Origin of the sequence: Catellatospora coxensis, from assembly GCF_016862635.1 — a bacterium.
Classification (GTDB): Bacteria; Actinomycetota; Actinomycetes; order Mycobacteriales; family Micromonosporaceae; genus Catellatospora; species Catellatospora coxensis.
The window spans coordinates 25,790-51,750 of the sequence record NZ_BONI01000062.1; the positions used below are offsets into that span (position 1 = coordinate 25,790).

Genomic DNA, 25,961 nt, shown 5'->3' on the forward strand with positions numbered 1-25,961 from the left:
CCGTCACAGCGCCTTCCTTCCACGGCGGACGCGCTGGTCACGGCCGGTCCATGATCGTTCGACTTGCCAGGCACATGGCCGAAAGCGGCTTCAAGATACGCACATGTGCCTGGCGAGTCGGTGGGCCAGGGCGGCCGGGGCGGGTCTCGCTGGATCGCAGCCCGGACGGGCGCGTGGGTCACAGGCGGATGACGTCGCTGTAGACCAGGCGGCCGCCGCCGGCGTGCTGCTCCTGCTCCACGATGACCAGCCGGTACGCCCGCAGCAGGCGCGACGTGGGCAGCCGCAGCGTGCCCGTCCACAGCGTCGTCCCGCCGGGCTGCGCGGCGGCGGTGAGGCGCTGCCCGTCGGCCGGGCCGACCACGGTCCAGTCCAGGTCGCCCGGGTTGAGCCCGGACGCCGACTGCACCAGCACCGACACCGCGTTCGGCTGGCCCGGCACCGCGGCGGTGCCCGACGGCGAGCGCCCTGCCACGGTCACCGTCACCTTGGTCAGGTCCAGCAGTTCCGTCACCGCGGTCGCGGTGCGGTCCGGGGCGAGCTGCACCCACTCCACCTGGGCCACCGGCGACAGGTGCAGCCCGTCCAGCGAGTTCGGCTGGTAGCGGGCCAGCACCAGGCTGACGAACGGCTGGTGCTGACTGCCCGGCGGCAGCACGATGTCGCAGGCCCAGCGCTTGCGTTCGGTGTCGAAGACGACGTCGTGCGCGGCGACGGAGACCGTCCGCTCGGGCAGCTCGACCGGCACGATCCCCGCCACCCGAGCCTTGGCCAGCGTGAACTCGGCCGCGGCGGGGAACTCGGTGGGCGTCGCGGTGCGTGCGGTCACCGGGTCGGCGGCCCGCCGGGTCACGATCGTGCGCAGCTGCTCGTCGTCGCCGGACATGCTGCCGTCGGCCAGCACGACGGCGAGCTGCTCGCCCACGCCGGAGGAGTACCACCCGCGCTCCAGGAAGACGCGCAGGCCGCCGCCGGAGCGCGCCCTGGTCCGGGTGCGGCCGAGGTTGGCCGACGACTCGGTCCAGCCGAAGGTCGGCACGATCCAGGCCGGCTTCGGCGGCAGCGGCCGGGCGGTGCTCGGCAGGTCCACCACCAGCGGCTGCCCGGCACTCGGCCGGCTCACCGGCAGCGCCACCAGCGCGACCTCGACGGTGGCGTCGTTCGGGATGGCGCCGCTCGGGATGCGCGCGATGGTGCCCTGGGCCTCGTTCACCGTGTAGTCGATGGTCCGGCGGTAGGTGAGCGTGCCGTCCAGCGAGCGCACCACATCCGTGCCGGGGGCGATGCCGGCGCGCGCGACCTGCGTCGCCGTGCTGCCGCGCAGCACGACCCGGCCGCGCTGGGCGAAGTACTCCATGTACCGGGTGGTGCCGGTCAGCGCGTAGCTGACCACGCGGCGGCGGGTGTCGCCGAAACCCTGCGTCGCGGTGAAGCGCACCTGCGCACCGGTCGCCGGGTCGGGCGCGTAACCGACGGTCAACTCCGGCAACGGCCTACCTTCGGCGGCCAGCACCTGCGGGATCGCCCGCCGGACCCGGTTCTCCGGCCCGGCCGGCTGCTCGATCGGGTCGTCGAGCAGGTCGGTCCAGGTCGCGGTCATGGTCAGCGTGCCGGTGCTGGGCCGGTGCACGGTCGCGGCGACCGCGAGATCCTGCCGGTGCGAACCCGGCTCGCGCGGCTCGTCGGCGTCGACGAAGGCGACCGTGTCGAGCACCGGCGCGGTCACCGGCACCCGCACCGCGTTGACCAGGGTCAGCATCCGGTACGGGGTGATCTGCCAGCACTGCCCCGCGGCCGTGTCGGCGCGTACCGCCGCGATCGTCGACGCGGACGCGCCGCTGTCGGCCAGCCAGCCCAAGTGGCCCAGCAGGGCCAGGTCGGCGTTGTTGAGGTAGCTGCTCAACCGCACCTCGCGCCGCTCGCCGCGGGGCACCGGCACGGTCAGCACCCGCAGCAGCGCGTTCCACTGCGGCGTGCCCGTGCCGTCGATCAGCTGGAGCCGGGCCGCGCGCACGTTGGGCCAGGACTGCCCCGCCACCGGGTCGAAGGCCACCTTGACCAGGCCACCGGGCAGCCCGGCCAGCGCGAACCCGCGCGAGATCGGGTCGGCGAGCCAGCTCACCGGCAGCGTGGTGCCCGAGTAGTAGCGCTGACCCGCCCGGTTCGGGTCGGCGGTGCCGACGGTGGCCAGGTCCGCGGCGTCGCGCTGGGCGATCAGCGAGTACCGGCCGGGGTCCGGCACGCCCTGCGCGTTGTCGAACCCGCCGTGCTCCTCGCACAGCTGCTGGTTGACCTTCGGCGGCGCGAGGTGCCGGGTCGAGCCGGTGCCCAGGATCGGCGCAAGGATGCTGCCGATGATGCCGCCGGGCCACGGGTCGGGCCGGATCACCAGCGTCTCCAGCGACTCGCCCTCGGTCATCGGGGCCTGCGCGACGACCACGGGCGACGAGATCGGCTCGAAGCGCAGGTACTTCGCGGGCGGCGCGGACCCGGCGGGCACCGCCCGGCTGAAGTCGGCCGAGGCCGGCTGCAGCGGCTCGACGTGGCCGGCGGCGTTGACGATGCGCAGCTGGAAGCGGTACCCGACGCCGAACCGCAGCCGCGGCAGCGAACCCGGCTTGGCGGTGAAGCCGACGGAGAACCCGGGCAGCCCCGGGCCCTCGGGCGCGGACGGCACCCGGCCCTCGTCCTCGGTGACCACCGGCTGGCCCGGCCGCGGGGCGACCAGGCTCCACCCGGTCCAGCGCACCAGCGACTGGTGCAGGTACAGCGTGTCGTCCGGCTCGGCCTGGTCGCGGGCGGTCACCGCCATCGAGATCGGACCCTCGTCGTCGTGCGTGAAGGTCGTCCCGCCCGGCAGCCGGTACGTGCCCCGGCGGGCGCACAGCGAGTGCCAGCGCCCGGTGCGGTCGTCCCACACGTCGAGCACGTGGCCGAGCACCGCGTGCCGGGCGTCGGTGACCGTCTTGTCGTCCGACGCCGACACCAGGTCCTTGCCCGACTCCAGCCGGTTCCGCAGGTCCACGGCGCGGCTCTGCTGGGCGACGCAGATACCCGCGTTGCGCAGCGACGGCAGCGACAGCCGGTTCGGCAGCGACACCGGCGGCAGCTCGGGCGGGTTCTTGGCCGCCGCTGCGGCGTTCTCGCGCTCGGCGTTGACGACCTGGCGGGCCAGGTCGAGCAGGCGCACGCCGGCGCTGTCGGTGTCCAGTTCGGTCACCGACAGTTTGGTGGCGGTGGCGTCGACGCGGCCGTCGGCGAACAGCGAGAACCGGGTCGGCGACAGGTACGCGGGCACCGTCACCGCGGGCCGGTCGACCTGGGCGTCCGGGAGCCTGGTGGACCAGGTCGGCTTGGCTTTGACGGTCACCGGGCCGGCGTCGGCCGGGTCGATGCCCGACCCGGCGAGGTCGACCTCGATGACGCGGATGACGCCGAGGCGGCGCAGCATGACCGGGTAGTCGGCCATCGCCGCGAGGGCGCCCTGCACGTCGAAGGTGGGCTGCTGCGGCACTGATCTCACCTGGGTCCGGGTACGTAGTAGGTGAACTTGGCGTCGGGCGAGACCGGGCTGGCGCCCCTGTTGGTCTCGACCCGCACGTCGACCTCGACGTCGAGGAAGCCCGCGCGTGGCGAGCGGCACTTGAGGGTCTCCTCGTCGAGCACCTCGACCTCGGTGGCCAGGTTGCTGCCGAAGAAGACCCGGATCGGCTCGAAGAAGTTCTCGCCGGTGATCGTCACCACGGTGCGCCCGCCGACGACCCCGGTGTCCGGATCCACGTTCGTGACCACGGGCGGCTCCGTCGGCAGGGGCGGGGGCGCGGAACCGGGGCGCGACCCGTAGATGAACTCCAGCGGCGCGAAAGCCGAGAACGGGTCGTCGGCGTCCTCCTCGGGACCCTCCGACCACCGATCCTGCAGCTCGCCCAGGTTGACCGGGTCGAGCGCCTGCTTGAGCGCCTTGAACACGTCGTCGTCCTGCAGCTCGGTGAGCGTCGGGAACTGCGTACGCGAACCCGTCAGCACCTTGGTGTGCAGCTCCTTGACGAACTCCACAACCTTGGCCACCGGGTACGAGTAGATCCGCGCTTCCGACCGGTCCACCGGCACGTACGGCGTGACCTGCATGGTGTGCGGGAACAGCTGCTCCCAGGTGGCGTCGTCGTAGCCGGCCGCGGGCACGACCTCGGTGCCGGTGAGCACCGCCTCGGTGTCGCCCTGCTTGATGGTCACCTGCCAGGTGGGCCGGATGTCCGGCCAGTCCCGCACGTCGGGCCAGTTGTCCAGGTCGTCGGCCGCGTCACCGCCCAGCCGCGGGCTCACCAGCACGGCGATGCGCACCTTGCTGCCCGTGATGCCATCCGGCAGCGGCGTGCACAGGAACGTCTCGGTGAAGGGCATGTCCCACTCTCCTCGCTCAGGCGGTGGCGAACGCCGCGCAGTACGCGGCCCAGTCGCCGGCGGTGATCTGCTGGCCGAACGTCGGGTCGGGCCCGCCCGCGAACTCCTTGCGCATGGACACGCTCACGTCCGCGCTGAACAGCAGCACCTCGACCCGGATGGTCAGCGTCGCCTCGCCCTGCACCCGGCCCGGCGGGGCGGGCAGCGGCTCCGGCACGGTCTCCTTGAAATACGTCAGGCCCAGGTAGAACTCGACCGTCACGTGGATCAGCCCGAGCACGTCCAGCTTGCCCACCGCGCGTACGTAGCCGGTGATGATGAACGTCTCCCCGGCCGGCGCGGCGTTGCTGCCGTCGGCCGACTGGCGCTGGGCGTACTTGAAGTAGATGCCGGCCATGATGGACACCGAGCCGCTGGCCACCCCGAAGTCCAGCGCGACCGCCGCGCCGAACTCCAGCGCGCCCTCGATCTGCTGCACCCCTCGGGTGCCCATGCCCAGCGCCAGGAAACCGCCGCCGCCGAACGCGCTCACGGTGACCTGGAACGGGTTCTCCCGGGTCGCGAAGCTGAACGTCAGGATCGCCTGGTCGCCGTTGAACGGCAGGTCGAACAGGATGCCGAGGGACATGTTGCGGATCAGCACCACGCCGATCGCCACGGCCGGCAGCGCGATGGTGAGGCCCGCGGTGACGCCGCGCGGGCTGATGTCCAGCTTCACCCCGCCGGGCAGCGACGGCAGCAGGCTGCGCAGGTCGTTCAGGAAGCGCAGGTCGCCCTGGAACTCCACCGCGCCGAGCTGGATGTCGATGCTGGGCTTCGCGCCGTCGCGGCTCTCGAAGCGCAGCTTGGCGACCCGCTGGCTGATGAAGCCGCGCGCTCCGGTGCCGACGAAGTTGAGCGTGAAGTCGCGCAGCTCGCCGGTGACCTTGCTGCTGGTCGCGCCGCTGGACAGGTCGGTGTGGAACTCGGCCTTCAGCTCCAGGCGCTTGTCCGCCTCGGCCGTGGACGGCACGAACAGGTTGTCCAGTGCCGTACGCAGCAACGGTTTCCAGGTGATGACGGTGTCGACGGCCTGCGCGGTGCGCACCGTGACCACCTTGGGCACGTGGTCGCCCTCCAGCGCCCGCGGCTGCGAGATCACCGGGGCGTTGCCGTCCACCACCTCACGCAGCGGGATGCCGCCGAGCAGGGTGATGTCGGGCAGCTTGAAGTACTCGTCGGGCCGGAAGTCGCCCTTGGCGATCGCGACCGGGTCGGCGATCGGGCCGAACGCCCGGGACAGGCCCTGCACCGACAGCTGCGGCGCGGCCAGCCCGCCACCGGTCTGCTGGGGCACGGCGAGCTTCGGCGGGGCGGCGATGGTCGCCCACACCTCACCGGCGTTCGCGGTGCCGCCGAAGGCGCCGGCCAGGTACTCGGCGGCGTACTCGATCGCGGCGGTGCCGCCCGCCTCGCCGCCGACGGAGTCCAGCGCCTCCAGGCGTACCTGCGACTTCGCGGCCTTGGTCGCGGCGGCCCGGCGCCCGGCGGCGACCGGCGCGGCCACCGGAAGCGCCGCGAGGTAGGGCACATCGACGGTGCCCATCGTCGGGAACGCCCCGAGCAGCCGCTTCGTGTACAGGTCCATCGAGGTCAGCGTGCCGTCGGTCGGCTCGGCGAGGATCTCCACGTCGAACGTGGGCAGCGCCGGGTCCTCGGGGCGGGCGTTCGGGGGCAGGTCGGCGGCCTTCACCGGCGCGACGAACGCCAGCCGCTGCCCGGCCAGGTGCAGGGTGCGGTCTCCCGCGCCGGTCCCGTTGTAGGCGTTGACGATCTCCACCATCTTCGCGCGGTCGTACGCCGTGCCCGTCTGCTGCGGTGTGGCCGGATCGTCGGGGATGTTCGGGTCGTCCAGGTCGCCCGCCGGCACCCAGATCATCGGCAGGTCGGCGGTGACCACCCGGTCGGTCCGGTCCATGAGCTGCAGCTGGTAGCGCAGGCGGGTGCGGTCGCCGTTGTCGTCGCGCACCTCGATCCAGGTCGCGCCGCCGGCGCCGATCGGCGTCTGGTCGGCCAGCAGCGGCGGGGAGACCAGGGTGGTCGTCACCGCCTTCACGAAGGCCAGGTTGCGGCCGTCGTTGCGCTGGTCGGGACGGTTGAACACGATCTCGGGCTCGCGCACCACGATGAAGATGCGCTTGCGCAGGATGGCGATGCCGTCGTCGATGACCCGCTCGGTGATCTTCACGCGGGTGGCCCGGAATCCGAACGGGAACAGGAAACCCGGCTCCTCGACCTTCACGTAGTTGTCGCGGCCGAGGTAGGAACGGTGCCGCCAGGCCACCACGTCGTCGCGGGTCGGCCAGGCCCCGGTGATGTCCAGGCTCGCGCCCATCGCCGACACCAGCAGCAGCGAGGCCTGCGCCGGGATGTTCACGCCGTCGGTGGGCGTGGTGGTGGCGTCGACGAGCCTGGCCCGGTCGGCCGGGGTGAGCGCGACGGTGTTCTCCGCCAGCGCCCACGGCGCACCGGTGACCGGCCCGTCCCGGTCGCTGTTCCAGATGGCGCGTACGGGCACCGGCACCGGCCGCTCGTCGGCGGAGCCGTTGGGCAGGCGCTGCGCGATCGCGCGGGCGTGCCACAGCTCGCTGCGCCCGTTGCGGGTCACCGGGATCCGCGACGCGGTGAACGCGGCGCTCGCGGGCGGGGACAGCAGCAGCCGGTAGGGCGCCTCGATGGCGGTGACCCCGGGGGCGGGCTGCGCGGACGGGGTGGCCGTGCCGTTGGCCGCGGCGCTGACGGCCAGCGGGAACGCGACCAGGTTCAGCAGCGTGCTCAGGTTGTACAGCACCGGCGCGGAGCCGGGCGGCACGGTGAAGACCAGCCGGCTCGGCCCGGACACCAGCGCGGGCACCGGGTCGTCCGGCGCGTCCACGCCGCCGCCGTCGTCGTAGAACGCCTGCTCCAGCAGGCTCTGCGGGCCCAGGCCGAGCACGATCTGCCCGGCGGTGGACGAGTCGGTCAGCACCAGGCGGGCGGGCTGGCCGAAGCTCGGCGCGCGCACCTCCAGGTTGACGAACGAGAAGCCGAGCAGCAGCCCGTCGTCGCCGCGCGCCACCAGCAGGCTGCCCGGTGGCGGCACCGACTCCAGCAGCGGGCCGAGCAGGTTCTCCAGCAGCGCCAGCGGCTGCCGGGGGATGCCGTCCAGGCCCAGCTTCGCGGCGAGTGCCACACCGCCGCCCGCGGCGACCAGGCCGAGCAGCTTGCGTCGCGCGAACGTGGTCGGCGCCGCGGCTTCGTCGCGAACTTCTTCCTCGGGCATGGCTGTCCCATTCGGCCGCGCAGGATCACCGGTGATCTCCGGTCATCTGTGTTGTACGCGGCATTTGCCCGATTTGGAACACAACACGCCCGATGCACTGATCGGGAAACGACGGGTTTGCCCGTCAGGCGTCGAAGTCGAGCACCAGCTCCTCGCTCGTCGGGCTCGACTGGCAGGTCAGCACGTATCCTGCGGCCACCTCGTCGGGCTCCAGCGCCCAGTTCGCGGCCATCTGCACCGCGCCCGAGACCACCTTCGCGCGGCAGGTCGAGCAGACCCCGCCCTTGCACGCGTACGGCAGCTCGCCGCGGTGCCGCAGCGCCGCGTCCAGCACCCGCTCGGACCGGTCCATGGTGAAGTCCGTGGACCGTCCGTCCAGGACGATGGAGACCTCCACGTCGCCGCCCGCCACGTCGGCGACCGGCGGTGGCGGCTCCTCCGCGTGGAACAGCTCGACGTGCACCTTGCCGGACGCGGCCACCGCCGCCAGCGCCTCCCGCGCCGAACGCACCACGCCCAGCGGCCCGCACAGGAACCACTCCTGCACCCCGCCCAGGTCGAACTCCTTGAGCAGCGTCGTCACCCGGTCGGCGTCCAACCGGCCCGACAGCAGGTCGCTCGGCTGCGTCTCCCGGGACAGCACGTGCACCAGCTGCAAGCGGCCCGGGAAGCGGTCCTTCAGGTCGGCCAGCGCGTCGGCGAACATCACCTCGGCGGCGCTGCGGTTGCCGCAGACCACCGCGAACGTGCTGCCCGGCTCCGTCTCCAGCGCCGTGGACACCAGCGACAGCACCGGCGTGATCCCGGACCCCGCCACGATCGCGCCGTACCGGCGGGAGCGGGCCGGGTCCAGCTCGGTGGTGAACCGGCCCAGCGGCGGCAGCACCGGCAGCGTCTCGCCCGCCGCGAGCGCCTGCGCCCGGGTGGAGAAGACCCCGCCGGGCACCCGCTTCACGCCGATCGTCAGCGTGCCCCGCTCGCGCAGCTGCGCGGGCGTGGAGCAGATCGAGTACGAGCGGCGCAGCTCGTCGTCCAGGCGTACGGTCACATGCTGCCCCGGCCGGAACGTGAAGGCCGGCCGCAGCTCGGCGGGCACCGCGAAGGTCAGCGCCACCGCGGACGGGGTCAGCTGCTCGACCGCGGTGACGGTCAGCTCGTGGAAGGTCGTGCTCACAGCGGCGTGCTCACAGTTTCTTGATGGCGTTGAAGGGTTCCAGGCAGGAGCGGCAGCTCCACAGGCTCTGACACGGCGTCGAGGCGTACCGGCTGATCTGCAGCACCGGCGTCGGCCGGCCCTGGTGCCCGCAACGCGGGCACGTCGGCGTGCCGGACGGGCCCGGCGCAGCGATGCCGGTGCGCTCCAGCGCCGCCCAGCCGGACTCGGTGATCATGTCAGTGGACCAGGCCGGGCTGAGCACGGTCTTGACCTCGACGTCGGCGTACCCGGCCGCGGCCAGCGCGGACCGGATGTCGTCGCGGATCGCGTCCATCGCCGGGCAGCCGGAATACGTCGGCGTGATCGTCACGACGACGTGGCCGTCCTCGGCCTGCTCCGCGCCGCGCACGATGCCCAGCTCGCCGATCGTCACGACGCGCAGCTCCGGGTCGGGCACCGCGCCCGCGATCGCTGCGGCATCGGCCCGCGTCGCCGTCATCACGGTCTCCCTCCGTCGGCTGCGTCCACTCGCCGACCCGCCCTGCCCGCCGGGCGGACCGGGTCGGCGAGCCGCGTCATGCTCACCACTGCGCCCCGGGGTGCGCCCGGTGCAGCGACTGCATCTCGGCCAGCAGGTAGCTCAGGTGCTCGGTGTGCCGTCCGTCCCGGCCGCCGCCCGGCCGCCAGCGGTCGTCGGGGCGCTTCAGGCCCGCCTCGGCGAGCACCGGCTCGACGATCGCCAGCCAGCGGTCCCGGATGCCCTCGGTCAGCTCGTGGCCGTACGGCCACAGCCCGTCCAGCCCCTGCTGCACCCGGCGCTGCGACTCCTCGGTCCCGCCGCCCAGCCGCAGCATCCACTGCCTGGCGTGGTCGAGGTGGTAGGTCGACTCCTTGACCGCCTTCGCCCCGATCGCCGCGGCCTGCTCGTCGGAGCCGCCCGCGAGGTCGGTGTAGCGCAGCAGCTGCGCCGCCGACAGCATCAGCAGCCAGCTCATCGTCCAGCCGAAGTCCAGGTCGCCGCGGCCCGGTCCGAGCGGCAGCTCGGCCAGCAGGCAGTTGCGGAACTGGTGGTCGTCGCGCCGGTAGGCCAGCTCGTCCTCGTCGCCGACGGCGGCCAGCAGCATCCGGGCCGCGCCGAGCTGGTCGAGGGCGATGTTGGCCAGCGCCACGTCCTCCTCCAGCGTGGGGGCGCGCGACACCCACTCGGCCAGCCGCTGCGCCGCGATCAGCGCATCGTCCCCGAGCCCCAGCAGCTCCACTTCAGTGGCAACCTCACTCACAGGTGGGCCACCCCCTCCGGCAGCTCGTAGAACGTCGGGTGCCGGTAGATCTTGTCGGCCGCCGGGTCGAAGAAGGAGTCCTTCTCGTCGGGGCTCGACGCGGTGATCTCCGCGGCGGGCACCACCCAGATGGAGACACCCTCCTGGCGGCGGGTGTAGAGGTCGCGCGCGTGGCGCAGGGCCATGCCCGCGTCCGGCGCGTGCAGGCTGCCGGCGTGGGTGTGCGCCAGCCCGCGCCGAGGCCGGATGAACACCTCCCACAGAGGTTCGTCGCTCGTCACGCCACTACCTTCCTGCTGTTCTTCGCCGCGTATGCCGCGGCTGCTTCGCGCACCCACGCGCCGTCTTCGTGTGCCCGGTTGCGGTGCGCCAGGCGCTGGCGGTTGCAGGGGCCGTCGCCCTTGACCACCCGCATCAGCTCCTCGAAGTCCGGAGACGTGTAGTCGTAGTGCCCGCGCTCCTCGTTCCACTTGAGGTCCGGGTCGGGCAGGGTCACGCCGAGGATCTCCGCCTGCGGCACGCACATGTCCACGAAGCGCTGGCGCAGCTCGTCGTTGGAGAAGCGCTTGACCCTCCAGGCCATGGACTGCGCCGAGTGCGTCGAGTCCGCGTCCGGCGGGCCGAACATCGCCAGCGACGGATACCACCAGCGGTCCACCGCGTCCTGCGCCATCGCCCGCTGCTCCGGGGTGCCCTGGGCGAGCACGTACAGCGACTGGTAGCCCTGGCGCTGGTGGAAGGACTCCTCCTTGCACACGCGGATCATGGCGCGCGCGTACGGCCCGTACGAGCAGCGGCACAGCGGCACCTGGTTCACGATCGCCGCGCCGTCCACCAGCCAGCCGATCGCGCCGACGTCGGCCCAGCTGAGCGTGGGGTAGTTGAAGATCGAGCTGTACTTCTGCTTGCCGGTGAGCAGGGCGGTGTCCAGCTCGGCCCGGCTGACGCCCAACGTCTCGGCGGCCGCGTACAGGTAGAGCCCGTGCCCGGCCTCGTCCTGCACCTTGGCCAGCAGGATCGCCTTGCGCCGCAGCGAGGGGGCGCGGCTGATCCAGTTGCCCTCGGGCTGCATACCGATGATCTCGGAGTGCGCGTGCTGGGCGATCTGGCGGATCAGCCCGGCCCGGTACGCGTCGGGCATGGCGTCCCGCGGTTCGATCTTCTGATCGGCGGCGATCACGGCCTCGAACGACGCCTCGCCGTCCAGCGCCCGATCGGCGGCCTCGCGCAGCGCGGCCTCGGCCTCCTCGACCTCGCCGAGCAGGCTTTCCGCGCCGGCAACGCCAGGCATACCCGTCTCCATGCGGCCAGTGTTACAGCTTTGCGCGTATCGGCGCAACAACTGTCACAACCAGCGCTCCCGTGCCCGCACGGACGTGACCTGCGTCACCACTGGCATGGGGAATGAGCGCGAGCAAGACTCGGATATGGCAGCTCACTGCGGTGCGACCTACCGTTGCTGCCAATCCGGGACCACCCCATACCCGGGCGACCCACGACAATGCCGTCGAACGGGAGCACCCCTCAACATGCGCCGCCGTACCCCTCTCACCGCCGCGACGATCGCGCTGGGCGTTCTGGTCTTCGCGCTGGTGGCCCCTAGTGCCGCCGCTGCTCTCACCGGCTCGCAGAATGTCCGGGTGAGCGCAGAAGCAGGCGAGACTCCGCCCCCGGCCGCCACCGCCGTGCCCGCCGCGGCCCCGTCGGCCACCACGGCCCCCGTCCCGGCCGCGAGCGCCGCGAAGCCCGCCGCCGCGAAGCAGGGCGGTTCCGCCCGCGCCGCCGAGCGGCCGAGCCGGTCGCTGACCGCAGGCCGGGTCAACCTCGCCTTCACCGGCGACTTCATCGGCTACGCCATGCTCGACCGGCACACCGGCGAGATCATCGCGTCCCGCAACGCCACGCAGACCAGCAGCACCGAGTCGATGATCAAGGTGTGGCTGGTCGCCGACCACCTGCGCCGCGCCGCCGAGTCCGGGCAGGCCGTGACCCCGCAGGAGCTGGCCCAGGCGGGCGCCGCGATCCGGCACTCCGACGACCGCGCCGCGCAGGCCCTCTACCTGTCCGGCGGCGGCAACGAGGTCGTCCAGCGGATGATCGACATCTGCGGCCTGACCGACACCACCCTGTTCGACCAGTGGTGGAGCCGCACCCAGATGTCCCCGCGCGACGCGGTCCGGCTGGCCCAGTGCGTGGCCGACGGCACGGCGGCGGGCCCGACCTGGACCGGCTGGGTGCTCTCCGAGATGCGCCAGGTGACCGGTTCGACGGCCCCCGAGGAGCAGTTCGCGACCACGGGCGGCGGCCGGTGGGGCATCATCGACGGCGTGCCGGACACCCTCGCCCGCACCCTCGCCATCAAGAACGGCTGGACGGCCATCGGCGCCGACAGCAACTGGCACCTGAACTGCCTCGCCATCAGCGATGACTGGATCATGAACGTGATGACCCGATACCCCGTCGAGAACGGCCTGCAGTACGGGGCCGACGTCTGCGCCGACGTGGCGCGGCAGCTGGTGACCCCACCGCTGACCTGACCCCCGGCGGAGCACCCCTCCGCGCCGCCCTCCCCTCCCCGGAGTTCCCCCTCATGACAGAGCTGTTCTCCCGTCGGCGCGCGCTGCTGGCCGGCACCGCCGGACTGGCCGCCCTGGCCGGCGGTGGTTTCTGGCTGGCCGGCCGTGGCAGCGGCGCACCCGCCGTCGCCGCGAACTGGCAGGACCCTGCCGTGGCGCCGAGCGCCTCGGCGAGCCCGGAGTCCGCGACCGCCCTCAGCGCGCCGGTGCAGCCCGGACGACCGGGGGTGGCACACGCGGAAGTGGACGTGCTGACCGCCCCGGAGGCGGGCTCGCTGGTCACCGTGAAGACCAGCGCCTGGTGGAGCTGGGCCCTGATGGACCGGAAGACCGGCAAGATCGTCGGCTCCAAGAACCTCAACCAGACCAACATGACCGCCTCGATGATCAAGGCCTGGCTGGCCGCCGACTACCTGCGCCGCGCCGCCGAGGCGGGCCAGACGCCCAGCTCGACCCGGATGAACGAGATCCGCACGATGATCCGGGACAGCGCCAACGGCCCCGCCTCCACGCTGTACGCGGAGCTGGGCCGCTCGGCGACGATCGCGCGCCTGATCGACGTCTGCGGGCTGACCGACTCCAAGGCGGGCGACGGCTGGAGCACCACCCGGCTGTCCGCGCGCGACACCTGCCGCATCGCGCACGCCATCGGCACCGGCCGGGCGGCCGGCCCCACCTGGACCAGCTACCTCGTCGGCGAGATGCGCGCGGTACGCGGCACCGGCGACTTCGGCATCCGCAAGGCGTTCCCGGCGGGCGAGCAGTCGCGTATCGCCATCAAGAACGGCTGGGTCGACCGGCAGGCCACCAAGGAATGGAACGTCAACTGCCTGGCCCTGGGCGACGACTGGACCATGGCCGTGCTGACCCGCTTCCCGCTGAGCACGTCCTGGACGCACGGCGGCGAGATCGCCAAGTCCGTCGCCGCCCAGCTGCGCACCAAGACCGAGCTGGTCTGACCGGGGCTACAGCTCCATGAACTCCGGGCCGCCCGCGGGCAGCGCCGGGGCGTGGCCGGCCAGCGCGGCCCGCCTGGCGAACTCGCGCAGCCCGTTGATCTGCCGGCCGCCCAGCGAGAAGTCCAGCACGCGGAAGTACGAGGCGAGCGTGGCGGCGTCGAAGGGCTCCCAGCGGGCCGCCGACGCGGCGACCTCGTCCAGGTTGTCCACGCACAGGTCGCGCGAGCGCAGGAACGCCTGGTGCACGTCCTTGACCAGGCCGGGGTGCGCGGCGGCGAAGTCGCGCCGGACCGCCCACACCGCGAACACCATCGGCAGGCCGGTCCACTCGCGCCAGGCCTGGCCCAGGTCGGTGACCGCCAGCCCGCGCTTGGGCGCCTCGAACAGCGCGCGCAGCGCCGTGTCGCCGATGAGCACCGCCGCGTCGGCCTCCAGCAGCATCTGCGTCAGGTCGGGCGGGCAGGTGAAGTAGTCGGGGCTCGCGCCGTAGCGCTCCAGCAGCAGCATCTGCGCGAGCAGCACGCTGGTGCGCGAGGTGCTGCCCAGCGCGACCCGGGTGCCGTCCAGCTCCTGCAGCGGCTTGGTGGAGACCACGTTGACCGACAGCACCGGGCCGTCCGAGCCGACCGCGAGGTCGGGCAGCAGCAGCAGCTCGTCGGCGTGGCGCAGGTACTCCACCAGCGAGATCGGGCCGATGTCGAGGTCGCCGGCGACCAGCGCCTCACTCAGCCGGTCGGGGGTGTCCTTGCGCAGCTCGACGTCGATCAGGGCGCCTGAGCGCATCAGTCCCCAGTAGATCGGGAGACAGTTCAGGAACTGGATGTGCCCTACCCGGGGACGCCGCACCGCGTTCATGATCAGGGAGCCTACCCGCCGCGGGCGACCATTCGGGCGGTGCCCGCGGCAGGTGTGACCTGAGTGGCGGGTCCGGTCAGTCGACCGGCACCGCGCGTATCTGGCAGGTGACCCGCCGTGCGTCGTCGGGCACCTCCTGGCGCTTGCTCACCTTGTACGGCTCCAGCAGCTCGGCCATCTTGTCGGTGAGCGCGGTCAGCTCGTCGGCGGTGATGACGATGCCGAACTCGCTCATCAGCGCGGCGTCGTACCACTGCGTCGTCTCCTCGTGCGAGCGCGACAGCCATCGGCGCACCCGTTCGTCGCCCTGGGCCAGGAAGACCCCGGCCACCGCGCTCTCGGCCGCACGGGCTTCGGAGCCGCCGTCCGGGCCGATCTCCACCTCCCAGCCGCGAGTGCGGGCGCGCCACACTCGTTCCCGGCCGTCGCCCCGGCTCGGCGCGTCCTCGATCAGCCCCGCCTTGGCCAGCGCCCGCAGGTGGTAGCTGGTCGCGCTGGGGGACAGGCCGACCATCTCCGCACACTCGGTGGCCGTCGCGTCCTCACCGGTGGCGGAGAGATGATCCATGATCGCAATACGGGCCGGATGCGCCAGCGCCCGCATCACCGACGGGTCGGTGATCTTCAGCAGTCCCTCGGAGCTCACCGGTAAAGAAAATCACGTGACTGCCCGTCGATGACAGCTACCATGGTCGGTCGATTGTGAAGGGCACTGCCGACAGCGCTTATCCACCGAGCGCAGCGCCGGGCGGCCGATCTTTCTCACCCGAGAGGACGGCCATGACCGCCGTAACTCCGACCGCCCACGAGACCCCCACCACATCGCCCACCGACGAGCTGTCCGCCGAACGAGCCCACCTGGTCACCTCCCGCGCCGCGCTGAAGGCCATGCGCGAGCGCGCCGAGCAGCTGTTCTCTGTCGGCGACCAGGTCGCCGGCGACGCGTACACCGCCGAGCAGCTCGGCCGCCAGATGGCCCAGCGCATCAAGGAACTCTCCGACGACCCCGCCGTGCCGCTGTTCTTCGGCAAGCTGACCATGGGAGCCGAACGCTGGCACATCGGCCGGCGGCACGTCTCCGACGCGGTCGGCGAGCCGCTGGTACTCGACTGGCGTGCGCCCATGTCGCGCCGGTTCTACCAGGCCAGCGTGCGCGATCCCCAGGACGTCGCGGTGCGCCGCCGGTTCGGCTGGGCGCCCGCCGCACCCGGCGGCGCCACGGCGCTGACCAGCTTCGAGGACGAGCACCTCGACCACGGCGAGGAGCTGGGCACCGACAGCGCCATCCTCACCGCCGAGATCGAGCGGCCCCGCGTCGGCCCGATGCGCGACATCGTCGCGACCATCCAGCCCGAGCAGGACGAGCTGGTCCGCGCCGATCTGGAGGACACCATCTGCGTACAGGGCGCGCCCGGCACCGGTAAGACCGCGGTCGGCCTGCACCGCGCCGCGTACCTGGTCTACCTGCACCGGGAGCGGCTGCGCCGGTCCGGCGTGATGATCATCGGCCCCAACCGCGCGTTCCTGCACTACATCTCCGCAGTCCTGCCCGCCCTCGGCGAGCTGGAGGTCTCCCAGTCCACCGTCGCCGAGCTGCTCGACCACCTGCCGGTGCGCGCCGAGGACGGTGTCGCGGCCGCCACCCTCAAGCACGACGCGCGGATGGCGCAGGTGCTGCACCGCGCCCTGTGGGCCCGGATCGCCCGCCCCACCGGGCCGATCACCGTCTCGGACGGCTCGTACCGCTGGCGCGTCGACGAGGGCGTGCTGCGCCGCGTCGTCGACGAGGTCCGCCGCGAGCAGCCGCCGTACGCGCTGGGCCGGGAGCGGGTACGCGCCCGGGTGGTGGGGCTGCTGCAACGGCAGTCCGAGGCCCGCCGCGGCGACTCCCCGCCGGACTCCTGGCTGCGCAAGATGGGCAAGGTCAAGCCCGTGGCCGAACTGCTGGACCACTGCTGGCCCGCGGTCACCCCGCAGCAGCTGCTCGCCGACCTCTACACCGACGCCGAAGCGCTGAGCCGGGCCGCCGACGGGCTGCTCGCCCCCGAGGAGCAGGAACTGCTGCACTGGGCCAAGCCGCCGCGCAGCCTGCGTAGCGCCCCGTGGACCGCGGCCGACGCGGTGCTGGCCGACGAGATCGCCGGGCTGCTCGACCGCCCGGCCGGGTTCGGGCACATCGTCGTCGACGAGGCGCAGGACCTGTCCCCGATGCAGGCACGGGCGCTGGCCCGGCGCAGCGGCCACGGCTCGCTGACCATCCTCGGCGACCTCGCCCAGGGCACCACGCCGTGGGCCGCCCGCGACTGGCGCGACATGCTCGGCCACCTGGGCCGCCCCGACGGCCGCATCGTGCCGCTGAGCACCGGCTTCCGGGTCCCGTCCGCGGTGGTGGCGTTGGCCAACCGGCTGCTGCCCGCCCTCGACGTGGCGGTGCCGCCGGCCCGCTCGCTGCGCCGGGACGGCTCGCTGGAGGTCACCGAGTCCGCCGACGTGGTCGCCGCGGCCCGGACCGCGCTGACCCGCGAGGGCTCGGTCGGCGTCATCGCCGCCGACGCGGCCGTGCCGGACGTGCTCGACGCCCTGCACGCGGCCGGTCTCGAACCGTCCGACCTGGACGGCGACGGCCGCCTCACCGTCGTGCCGGCCACCATGGTCAAGGGTCTGGAGTACGACCACGTGATCGTGCTGGAACCCGCCGCCATCGTCGCCGCCGAACCGCGCGGCCTGCACCGCCTCTACGTCGCCCTCACCCGCGCCGTCACCAGCCTCATCGTCCTGCACACCGAACCCCTCCCGGAACCCTTGCGCGCTTGACGACAGGCCAGAGCCCCGCACGGCAGGTCCGGGCGGGGCTCTGGTGGAAGGTCGCGGGATGATGTCAGGCAGCGCGTGGCTTGGTCTCCCACGGCTTGTCCATGGCCTCCAGCGTACGGACGTGGCCCCAGTGCTGCCGAGCGGCCGCGACACGGCCCTCCGCATCGGCGCTCTCCGCCCAGCCGCGTACCTGGGCGATGTATTCCTCATGATCCGCACGCATGAACGCATGAAGTGCGGCGATGTGCTCATCCACTGTCACGACCGACCTCCAACCTCTCGTCGAGCCTGCCCAACTGGTATCGATCAGCTTCCACCCGACGACGATGAAATGTCAGGCCGTACTCATACTGGCTGATCATCTCGCCGTCGCGCTGCATGCGAGTGACGAGTTCGATCCGGGCGAACTCGTCTTTGACGCGGTCCTCGTGCAACCGTCACCTCCCCAGGAACGCCACAAGTCTATTGACTACGTCGGTGATGTGCGCGGCGCTGCGGTGAGGAACCCGCCCTGTTTCCGATGGCGGACAGGCGGCGGTCGTGGTCCGATATGGCGATGGGTGAGCTTTCTGTCAGCCGTCGGGGGCTGCTGGGCGGATTGACCGCCACCGCTGCGCTGGGCGCACTGTCGGCATGCGACGGGGACACGGTCGTCGAGAATCCGCCGCCCGTGTACGCGCCACTGGACCCGAACAGCTGGGACAGCGTTCGGCGGCAGTTCCTGCTGGACACGGCCAAGGCGCAGTTCGCAGCATTCGTGTTCGCCAGCCCGCCGACCGACGTACGGACCGCGATCTCGCGGCATCGCGAGGGCCTGGACCGGGACACGGTCGGCTACCTGCACTCCCAGGAGGAGAACGCGCGGCAGCGGCTGCACCTCGCGGCGGGCAAGTATCTCGGCGGGTCCGGCGACCACGTGTACTTCACCGACTCGACCACGATGGGCCTCGGCCTGCTCTACGGCGGGATCGCGCTGCGGCCCGGCGACGAGGTGCTCACCACCGAGCACGACTTCTACTCCACGCACGAGTCGCTGCGGCTGCGCGCGGCCCGCGACGGGGTGACGGTGCGCAGGGTGCGGCTGTTCGCCGAGCCCGCCACGGCGAGCGCCGACCAGATCGCGCAGGCCGTCGCCAAGTCGCTCACCCCGGCGACCAGGATCGTCGCGGTGACCTGGGTCCATTCCAGCACCGGGTTGCGCATGCCAATCCGGGCGATCGCCGACGTGCTGGCCGCGCACAACCGCGACCTGCCCCCGGAGAAGCGGGCGCTGCTGTGCGTGGACGGGGTGCACGGCTTCGGCGCGGTCGACGCCGGACCCGCCGAGCTGGGCTGCGACTTCCTCGTCTCCGGGTGCCACAAGTGGCTGTTCGGCCCGCGCGGCACCGGGATGGTCTGGGGCCGGCCCGAGGCCTGGGCCCGGTTCCGGCCCGCCATCCCCACGTTCGAGCAGGCGGGCTTCGCGCACTGGCTGGGCTTCGACCCGGCCCTGCCCGCGCCGTCGGCGTCCCCGGGCGGCTACCACAACTTCGAGCACCTGTGGGCGCTGGAGCAGGCCTTCGACTTCCACGCCGCACTGACCCGCGCCCGCGTCGCGGCGCGTACGACCGAGCTGGCGACCCGGCTCAAGGAAGGCCTGGCCGCGATCGACGGCGTCGAGCTGATCACGCCGAAGGCGGCAGAGCTGTCCGCCGGGCTGGTCTGCTGCGAGCTGAAGTCGATGAGCCCGGCCGCGGCGGTCTCCGTGCTGGCGGCCAAGGACATCATCACCAGCACGACGCCGTACAACCCGTCCTACCTGCGGTTCGGGACGAGCATCGTGACGAACGAGGCTGACGTGGACCGGGCGCTCGCGGCGGTACGCGAGATCAGCTGACGCGCACCGGGACCACGATCGGGCCGAACTCGCCCGCGATCACCCGGACCCGGGCGCGGTAGTGCAGCGCGAGCAGCTCCTCGGTCAGCACCTGCGCGGGCGGCCCGTCGGCGGCGACCCGGCCATCGGCGAGCAGCACCAGGCGGTCGGCGTACTCGCCGGCGATGGACAGGTCGTGCATGGTGGCCAGCACGGTCAGCGAGCGTTCCCGGCGCAGCCGGTCGACCAGCTCCAGCACCTCCTGCTGGTGGCCGATGTCCAGGGCCGAGGTGGGCTCGTCGAGCAGCAGCAGTGGCGCGCCCTGGGCCAGCGCGCGGGCCAGGAACACCCGCTGGCGCTCGCCGCCGGACAGCGTCTCCAGCTCGCGGCCGGTGAACCGGCGCAGTTCGAGGGAGTCGAGCACCTGCTCCACGATGGACAGATCCTGCGCCGACTCCCGGCCCAGCGGGGCGATGTAGGGGGTGCGCCCGAGCAGCACGTAGTCGAGCACCCGCATGCCGGGCGGCACCACGGGCTGCTGGGCGACGGTCGCCACGAGCTGGGCGCGGCGGCGGCGCGGCAGCGCGCTGGTCGGCGTACCGTCAATGATGATCTTTCCGTGAAACGGCACCGCACCACCGACGGCCCGCAGCAGGGTCGACTTGCCCGCGCCGTTGGGGCCGATCACGGTCACCCACTCGCCGGAGGCCACGGTCAGGTCCACGCCGTGCAGGATCTCGGCGTCGCCCAGGGTCACCCGGACGTCCTCGACGGCCAGCATCAGACGCTCACCCGCCGGGTCGAGCGCAGCACCAGGATGAAGAACGGCGCGCCGAAGAACGCGGTGACCACGCCGATCGGCAGCTCGCCCGGGGCGATCAGGGTGCGCGCGGCCAGGTCCGCCAGGGCCAGGAAGGCCGCGCCGAACAGCAGCGACAGCGGCAGGATCGACCGGTACGAGCCACCGGCCAGCAGGCGCACCACGTGCGGCACGATGATGCCGACGAAGCCGATCAGCCCTGACACGGCGACCGCCGCGGCGGTGCCCAGCGAGGCCGCGGCCAGCAGGATGAGCCGGGAGCGCTGCGGGTGCAGGCCCAGGCTCGCCGCCTCGGTGTCGCCGACGCTGAGCACGTCCAGCTCCCGGCGCAGGGCCAGCACCACGACCGTGGTGACCAGCGCGTACGGCAGCAGCAGCGTCACCTCGTGCCAGCCGTTGGTGGCCAGCCGCCCGAGCAGCCAGGAGTACACCTCGCGGATGGTGTCCACGTTGCGCTGCAGCAGGTAGGTCTGGATCGCGGCGAGGAAGCTGGACACGGCCACCCCGGCCAGGATCAGCGTCGCCGACGAGCGGTCCCGCCCACCGGCCACCCCGAGCAGGTAGGTGACCACGACCGCGATGCCCGCCCCGGCGAACGCGGCCGGTGGCAGCACCGCCCCGGCCCGGAACGCGATCGCCATGGTCGCGCCCAGCCCGGCTCCGGCGGCGACACCGAGCAGGTACGGGTCGGCCAGCGGGTTGCGGAAGACGCCCTGGTAGCAGCCGCCCGCCAGGGACAGCATCGCGCCGACCAGCAGGCCCAGCACCACCCGCGGCAGCCGCAGCTCGGTGATGATGGCGATCTCGCGCTCGTCCAGCCCCGACGGCAGGTCCACGCCGGGGATCAGGTTGAGCAGCTCCGCCGCGACCGAGCCGGGCGGTAGCGTCACCGGGCCCAGGGCGACCCCGGCGACGAGCGCGACCAGCACGGCTCCGATCCCGGCGGCGAGCCACCCGGGGCGCAGCCGTGCCGGTCGCAGGGTCGTCACGTCAGGCCGGGACCTTGTTCGCGGCCTCGACGATCGCGCGGATCAGGTCGACGACGCGGGGGCCCCAGCGCGAGGCGATGTCGTCGTCCAGCGCGATGACCTGGCCCTTGCTGACGGCGGTCATGCCCGCCCAGCCGGCGCGTGCCTTCACGCTGTCCAGGCTCTGCTGGCAGCACTTGGTGTCGGCCAGGAAGATCAGGTCGGGGTTCGACTTGACCAGCGACTCGGCGGTGAGCTGCGGGTATCCGCTGCCCTTGGTGTCGGCGGCGTCGGCCACGTTCTTCAGCCCGGCCAGCTCGAACAGCGAGCCGATGAACGTCTTCGAGGTCACCGAGTACAGCGTCGGGTCCAGCTCGTAGTAGTAGGACAGCGGGGTCGCACGCTTCGGCAGGTCCTTGACCAGCTTGGCGATGTCGTCCTTCATCTTCTGGGTGAGCGCGGCCGCCTCGGCCTTGTGCCCGGTCAGCTCGCCCAGCTCGGCGAGCTGCTGGTACGTGTCCTCCAGCGTGACCGCGGCGGGGGCCACGTACACCGGGATCTTGAGGGTGGTCAGCTGGGCGACGACGTTGTTGGCGTCGGTGCTGAGCACCACCAGGTCGGGGCTCTTGGCCGCGACGGCCTCGGCGTTGGGCTGGAAGCCGGACAGCTCCGTCTTCGGCGCGTCCGCCGGGAAGTTCGAGTTGTCGTCGACGGCGACGACCTGGCCGCCGGCGCCGAGCGCGAAGAGCATCTCGGTCGTGGTCGGCGACAGCGAAACGATCTTCACGGGCTGCGCGGGCAGGGTCACCGAGCCGACGGTCACCGGGTACGCGGCAGCGGCGCCGGACGCGGCAGGGGTCGCCGGGTCGTTCGTGGCGCAGGCCGCGAGCGCGGCCACCAGGCCGGCGGCGGCCAGCGCGCCGAGCGCACGGCGGGACAGGAAACGGGTACGCACTGATCCTCCTATCGGTCGAGGCAGGTCCTTCGCCGACAGGGCCCGATCAGGTGGGGCAGCCCGGTCCGCGAGACGCCCTTCCTCGAGAGCGTGGTTCGCGACTGCCGCAGGCGACCTGGCTCGCCCACCCGAGAAGATCGAGTGGGATCACAGTTGCGGGACAGCGCCGGGTTCGCACCGGCTTCGCTGCGGGACAGTCAGGCGACACGCTAATACACACCCGTGCCGATGCTCACGACGCGGAGTGGAGGATGTGCGCAGGCTCATCACGCCTGGGTCTTGTGGACCTCTTCGACGGGCGCGGCGGCCTCGTCCTCGCCGGCCAGGGCGGCGCGCAGCCGGTCCTTCTCGGCCTTGCGGCGGTCCACCACGCCCTCGACCTGGGCCGCCACGTCGTCGCGCAGGTTGCGCAGCAGGAAGTAGCTGGCCGCCGCCGACACCAGGATGGCGATCATCAACTTGAGCAGCATGCTCAGGTTCGGCACGAACCACAGCGCGGCGAAGACGGCCAGGAAGAGCATCAGCCTGGCGAGCGTGTACTTGACAGCAGGACTCACCGGTCCAGGGTAGCCGCCGAACCTGTCCGGCCTCGGTCAGCCCCGCGTGGAGGGTCGGTCAGCCCCGTTCGGCGACCGCCAGGCCGAGGTGCCAGAGCACCGCGTACACCACCGTGGTGACCAGCGCGCCCAGCCCGCCGGAGACCAGCGGCGGCAAGCCCGACGCCACGCCCACCGCGAGCACGCCGAGCACCACGGCCGCCAGCCCGGCGGCCGGGGCCACGGCGAGCCGCCCGCGGTGGCCCGCCGCCGCCTTGAACTGCTCCACGAAGATGATCGCCGGGAAGATCACCGCGAGCCAGCCGGTGAGGTCACCGAACTCGCCCATGCCGAGCAGCGCGAACAGGCCGTCGAAGGCGACCATGCCGAGCACGCTGATCGCGTACCCGGCCAGCGCGTACCCCACCAGGTCGGTGAGCGAGACGATGCGCCCGGAGGCGTCCCGCCGCGGGCCCTTGCGCTGCTCGTCGGCCGGGCTCTGCGGATCGGCCACCCGTCAGGCCCAGACCTGCTGCGGCTCGCTGCGCCGCTCGGCCATGCTGACCGGCGCGCCGTACTCCTTGACGACCTGGTAGCGGGTGTCCCGCTCGACCGGGGTGAAGCCCGCGTCCCAGATCAGGTGGAGCAGGTCGTCGCGGTGCATGGTGTTCGGGGTGCCGTACGAGTCCGCGTCGTGCGTGATCTTGTACTCGACGACCGAGCCGTCCAGGTCGTCGACGCCGAAGTTCAGCGACAGCTGGGCCAGCGACAGGCCGTGCATGACCCAGAAGCACTTGACGTGGTCGAAGTTGTCCAGCATCAGCCGGGACACCGCGAACGTCTTCAGCGACTCGGCCGGGCTCGCCATCGTGGTGCGCGCCTGGATCCGGTTGCGGATCTTGCCGTCCGCGCTGTCGTGGAAGTCGTGCTGGTAGCGCAGCGGGATGAAGACGGTGAAGCCGCCGGTCTCGTCCTGCAGCTCGCGCAGGCGCAGCACGTGGTCCACGCGGTGCCGCGGCTCCTCGATGTGGCCGTACAGCATGGTCGAGGGGGTGCGCAGGCCCTTGCTGTGCGCCAGCCGGTGGATGCGCGACCAGTCCTCCCAGTGGCAGGCGTGGTCGACGATGTGCTGGCGGACCTCCCAGTCGAAGATCTCGGCGCCACCGCCGGTCAGCGACTCCAGGCCCGCCTCCATCAGCTCGTCGAGGATCGCGTCGGCGGTCAGGCCGGAGATCTTCTCGAACCACTGCACCTCGGTCGCGGTGAACGCCTTCAGCTTGACGTTCGGCAGCGCCTGCTTGAGCTCCTTGAGCACGCGCGGGTAGTAGCGCCACGGCAGCGTCGGGTGCAGACCGTTGACGATGTGCAGCTCGGTGAGCTGCTCGTCCTTCATCTCCAGCGCCTTGGCGACGGCCTGCTCCACCCGCATGGTGTAGGCGTCCTTCTCGCCCGGCTTGCGCTGGAACGAGCAGTACGCACAACTTGCCGAGCAGACGTTCGTCAGGTTCAGGTGCCGGTTGACGTTGAACATCACCCGGTCGCCGTTCTTCTCCGTCCGGACGTGGTGCGCGAGCCGCCCCAGCCAGGCCAGATCGTCACTCGCGTAGAGCGCCTCGCCGTCTTCGCGGCTGAGCCGCTCTCCGGCGTAGACCTTCTGCTCCAGCTCCCGCTTCAAACCCACGTCCATGGCAGTGAGCCTACGACGTGGCCCCGACGTGCCTGCTGCTGCCCTTGACAGCTGGTGTTCACCTAGACGCCACCGGGACAGAAGGGTCGACAGCGATCGTGATTTCCGGTAGGAACTTTGTGGGACCAACGGGGAGGACGGGGCCAACGATGTCCAAGCGTCGTAGCGGGCAGGCTCGACGGCAGAGTCAGGTCGCGGTGGGTTCGGCTGTTCTCAGCGCGCTCATCGCCGGTGGCATCGCCGTGCCCGCGTCCGCGGACCCGCCGATCGGCTCGAAGATCACGTCGATTCCGGACGCCGGCCTGCGCCCCCAGCCCGACGGGCTGCCGACGCTGCCGTTCGGCTCGCTGAGCATGCCCCGCACCCAGCCGCTGACCGCCCAGGCCGCGCTGCTGGCGCAGTACAGCGCCGCCGAGCTGGAGCTGTCCGTGCTCGGCGCCCGCCGCAGCGAGCTGTACCAGGCCTACACCAACTCGGTCGTGGCCAAGGCGATGGCCGACTACGCCTGGCGGGCCACCGCCGACACGCTGCGCGTGGCCAAGGAGGCCGCCGAGGCCGCGGCCGTCGCCGAATACCAGGCCGCCGTGAAGGCGCCGCCGCGGCTGGGCGACTCGCTCGGCGAGCTGGGACAGCTGATCCCGCGCACCGAGTCCACGCCGGAGACCGAGGCCGTGCTCAACGACCTCGCCACCGCGCAGCAGGCCGAGCGCCAGGCCTACACGGTGCTCACCGCCGCCATCACCGCCGAGCAGCAGGCCTCCACGGCGTATTCGGCCGTGGAGAAGGAGTTCAAGCGCAAAGAGGTCGCGTTCCTGGAGCTGAAGCGGCGCCTCGCCGAGCTTCAGTCCGAAGCGGACCGGCTGCGCGAGATCCAGGAGCAGAACCTCGGCAACTACAGCCCCGGCAAGAGCAACGCCGGGCTGGTCGCCGCGGCCAAGGCGCAGAAGGCCGTCCTGTTCGCGCTCAGCCAGCGCGGCAAGCCCTACCGCTGGGGCGACGAGGGCCCGAACACCTACGACTGCTCCGGCCTCATGCTGGCGTCGTACAAGGCCGCCGGGATCACCCTCAACCGCGTCGCCAAGGACCAGTACTACGGCACCCGTCACAAGACCGTGAGCAAGTACGCGCTGCTCCCCGGTGACCTGGTCTTCTTCGCCACCGACCCGAACGACTGGCGCACCATCCACCACGTCGGCATGTACCTCGGCGACGGCTGGATGGTCCACTCACCGCGCACCGGCGACGTGGTGCGGCGCGCGTCGGTCAGCCTGGGCAGCATCGACTTCGCGACCCGGGTGGTCGACGCGGTGCCGGCGCCGAACCAGCCGAACCCGACGCACGGCACCACGCCGTCGCCGACCAAGACCACCTCGCCGAGCCCGACGACCGGCACCTCGCCGTCCAGCTCGCCGAGCGCCCCGGCCAGCACCTCGCCGTCGCCCTCGCCGAAGCCGGCCGAGTCGCCGTCCCCGAAGCCGCCGGCCGAGAGCCCGAAGCCGGCCGAGTCGTCGTCGCCGGACCCCGACCCGGTTCCCGCCGCGTGACGCGCGTCACCCCGCGACGACGGTCCTGCGGGGTGACGCCCGATACACCGACGTGTTATTCGGGCGGCGGTGACCGCAACGCCCGGTACACTCAACGGGTTGTTCTGGGCGCGCTCGGCGCGCCTTTTGAGCGTTCCTGCGGGTGACTTGCAGCGGCACGAGGCCGCGCGGCGCGGGGATGCGCCACCCGAGAGGTTTCGCTTTGACTATGCACGACCCTGCCCTGTTCCCGTCCGTCTTCGAGATCAACATCG

General features: G+C 72.2%; 23 protein-coding genes and 1 riboswitch. Of the genes, 5 read left to right on the top strand and 18 right to left on the bottom strand.

Annotated elements, in window-relative coordinates; genetic code table 11:
• Positions 1–178 precede the first annotated feature (178 nt).
• From Cco03nite_RS29870 to paaA, 8 genes are all read right to left on the bottom strand, one after another.
• The gene (locus Cco03nite_RS29870; protein WP_203696116.1) at positions 179–3,514 is read right to left on the bottom strand and encodes a hypothetical protein; all 3,336 of its coding nucleotides are present in this window, start codon (positions 3,512–3,514) and stop codon (positions 179–181) included.
• A gap of 5 nt (positions 3,515–3,519) precedes the next feature.
• Complete coding sequence (locus Cco03nite_RS29875) at positions 3,520–4,401, bottom strand: IPT/TIG domain-containing protein (protein ID WP_203696118.1); 882 nt, start codon at positions 4,399–4,401, stop codon at positions 3,520–3,522.
• Positions 4,402–4,417: 16 nt separating this feature from the next.
• Positions 4,418–7,702, bottom strand: coding sequence for a hypothetical protein (locus Cco03nite_RS29880; protein ID WP_203696120.1), 3,285 nt, complete (start codon positions 7,700–7,702; stop codon positions 4,418–4,420).
• Positions 7,703–7,826: 124 nt separating this feature from the next.
• Positions 7,827–8,876, bottom strand: a complete 1,050-nt coding sequence (locus Cco03nite_RS29885; RefSeq protein WP_203696122.1) for a 2Fe-2S iron-sulfur cluster-binding protein — start codon at positions 8,874–8,876, stop codon at positions 7,827–7,829.
• Positions 8,877–8,886: 10 nt separating this feature from the next.
• Positions 8,887–9,357 carry a 1,2-phenylacetyl-CoA epoxidase subunit PaaD gene (paaD, locus tag Cco03nite_RS29890; protein WP_203696124.1) on the bottom strand — a complete coding sequence of 157 codons (471 nt, stop codon included), beginning with the start codon at positions 9,355–9,357 and terminating at the stop codon, positions 8,887–8,889.
• An 82-nt stretch (positions 9,358–9,439) separates the two neighbouring features.
• Positions 9,440–10,138, bottom strand: a complete 699-nt coding sequence (gene paaC / locus Cco03nite_RS29895) for a 1,2-phenylacetyl-CoA epoxidase subunit PaaC (protein WP_203696126.1) — start codon at positions 10,136–10,138, stop codon at positions 9,440–9,442.
• Positions 10,135–10,419 (bottom strand): 1,2-phenylacetyl-CoA epoxidase subunit PaaB, encoded by a 285-nt coding sequence (paaB, locus tag Cco03nite_RS29900; protein WP_239167770.1) that lies wholly within the window; start codon positions 10,417–10,419, stop codon positions 10,135–10,137. The genes paaC and paaB overlap by 4 nt, the downstream gene beginning before the upstream one ends.
• On the bottom strand, positions 10,416–11,441 hold the full coding sequence (paaA, locus tag Cco03nite_RS29905) for a 1,2-phenylacetyl-CoA epoxidase subunit PaaA (RefSeq protein ID WP_203696128.1): 1,026 nt from the start codon (positions 11,439–11,441) through the stop codon (positions 10,416–10,418). The genes paaB and paaA overlap by 4 nt, the downstream gene beginning before the upstream one ends.
• 337 nt (positions 11,442–11,778) lie before the next feature.
• Between paaA and Cco03nite_RS29910 the strand changes: the two genes are divergently transcribed.
• Positions 11,779–12,675, top strand: a complete 897-nt coding sequence (locus tag Cco03nite_RS29910) for a serine hydrolase (protein ID WP_203696130.1) — start codon at positions 11,779–11,781, stop codon at positions 12,673–12,675.
• 53 nt (positions 12,676–12,728) lie between these two features.
• The gene (locus Cco03nite_RS29915; RefSeq protein WP_203696132.1) at positions 12,729–13,673 is read left to right on the top strand and encodes a hypothetical protein; all 945 of its coding nucleotides are present in this window, start codon (positions 12,729–12,731) and stop codon (positions 13,671–13,673) included.
• 6 nt (positions 13,674–13,679) lie between these two features.
• On the opposite strand, the gene Cco03nite_RS29920 is transcribed toward Cco03nite_RS29915, so the two are convergent.
• Both Cco03nite_RS29920 and Cco03nite_RS29925 read right to left on the bottom strand, forming a co-directional pair.
• Complete coding sequence (locus Cco03nite_RS29920) at positions 13,680–14,528, bottom strand: menaquinone biosynthetic enzyme MqnA/MqnD family protein (protein ID WP_373314359.1); 849 nt, start codon at positions 14,526–14,528, stop codon at positions 13,680–13,682.
• Positions 14,529–14,604: 76 nt separating this feature from the next.
• The gene (locus Cco03nite_RS29925; RefSeq protein WP_239167772.1) at positions 14,605–15,174 is read right to left on the bottom strand and encodes an ArsR/SmtB family transcription factor; all 570 of its coding nucleotides are present in this window, start codon (positions 15,172–15,174) and stop codon (positions 14,605–14,607) included.
• Positions 15,175–15,308: 134 nt separating this feature from the next.
• Between Cco03nite_RS29925 and Cco03nite_RS29930 the strand changes: the two genes are divergently transcribed.
• Positions 15,309–17,342: a HelD family protein gene (locus tag Cco03nite_RS29930; RefSeq protein ID WP_203696134.1), complete on the top strand. Its 2,034-nt coding sequence runs from the start codon at positions 15,309–15,311 to the stop codon at positions 17,340–17,342.
• 64 nt (positions 17,343–17,406) lie between these two features.
• Here the strand turns inward: Cco03nite_RS29930 and Cco03nite_RS29935 are convergent, their stop codons facing one another.
• A complete protein-coding gene (locus Cco03nite_RS29935) occupies positions 17,407–17,565 on the bottom strand; it encodes a hypothetical protein (RefSeq protein WP_239167773.1) in 159 nt (52 codons plus the stop codon).
• Positions 17,566–17,590: 25 nt separating this feature from the next.
• A complete protein-coding gene (locus Cco03nite_RS29940; protein WP_203696137.1) occupies positions 17,591–17,776 on the bottom strand; it encodes a hypothetical protein in 186 nt (61 codons plus the stop codon).
• Positions 17,777–17,898: 122 nt separating this feature from the next.
• Here Cco03nite_RS29940 and Cco03nite_RS29945 point away from each other — a divergent pair, with 122 nt between their 5' ends.
• On the top strand, positions 17,899–19,218 hold the full coding sequence (locus Cco03nite_RS29945; RefSeq protein ID WP_203696139.1) for an aminotransferase class V-fold PLP-dependent enzyme: 1,320 nt from the start codon (positions 17,899–17,901) through the stop codon (positions 19,216–19,218).
• Here the strand turns inward: Cco03nite_RS29945 and Cco03nite_RS29950 are convergent.
• From Cco03nite_RS29950 to mqnE, 6 genes are all read right to left on the bottom strand, one after another.
• Positions 19,211–19,978: an ABC transporter ATP-binding protein gene (locus tag Cco03nite_RS29950; protein ID WP_203696141.1), complete on the bottom strand. Its 768-nt coding sequence runs from the start codon at positions 19,976–19,978 to the stop codon at positions 19,211–19,213. The genes Cco03nite_RS29945 and Cco03nite_RS29950 overlap by 8 nt on opposite strands.
• On the bottom strand, positions 19,978–21,006 hold the full coding sequence (locus Cco03nite_RS29955; protein ID WP_203696143.1) for a FecCD family ABC transporter permease: 1,029 nt from the start codon (positions 21,004–21,006) through the stop codon (positions 19,978–19,980). The genes Cco03nite_RS29950 and Cco03nite_RS29955 overlap by 1 nt, the downstream gene beginning before the upstream one ends.
• A gap of 1 nt (position 21,007) precedes the next feature.
• Positions 21,008–21,925: an ABC transporter substrate-binding protein gene (locus Cco03nite_RS29960; protein WP_203696184.1), complete on the bottom strand. Its 918-nt coding sequence runs from the start codon at positions 21,923–21,925 to the stop codon at positions 21,008–21,010.
• Positions 21,926–22,028: 103 nt separating this feature from the next.
• Positions 22,029–22,177, bottom strand: a riboswitch (cobalamin riboswitch).
• A 29-nt stretch (positions 22,178–22,206) separates the two neighbouring features.
• Positions 22,207–22,497 carry a DUF4229 domain-containing protein gene (locus Cco03nite_RS29965; protein ID WP_203696145.1) on the bottom strand — a complete coding sequence of 97 codons (291 nt, stop codon included), beginning with the start codon at positions 22,495–22,497 and terminating at the stop codon, positions 22,207–22,209.
• A gap of 58 nt (positions 22,498–22,555) precedes the next feature.
• Entirely contained in the window at positions 22,556–22,990 is a 435-nt protein-coding gene (locus Cco03nite_RS29970; protein ID WP_203696147.1) for a hypothetical protein, read from the bottom strand.
• A 3-nt stretch (positions 22,991–22,993) separates the two neighbouring features.
• The gene (gene mqnE, locus Cco03nite_RS29975) at positions 22,994–24,163 is read right to left on the bottom strand and encodes an aminofutalosine synthase MqnE (protein WP_203696154.1); all 1,170 of its coding nucleotides are present in this window, start codon (positions 24,161–24,163) and stop codon (positions 22,994–22,996) included.
• Between the two features lie 149 nt (positions 24,164–24,312).
• Here mqnE and Cco03nite_RS29980 point away from each other — a divergent pair, with 149 nt between their 5' ends.
• The gene (locus Cco03nite_RS29980; protein ID WP_203696157.1) at positions 24,313–25,707 is read left to right on the top strand and encodes a C40 family peptidase; all 1,395 of its coding nucleotides are present in this window, start codon (positions 24,313–24,315) and stop codon (positions 25,705–25,707) included.
• Positions 25,708–25,961: the final 254 nt, after the last annotated feature.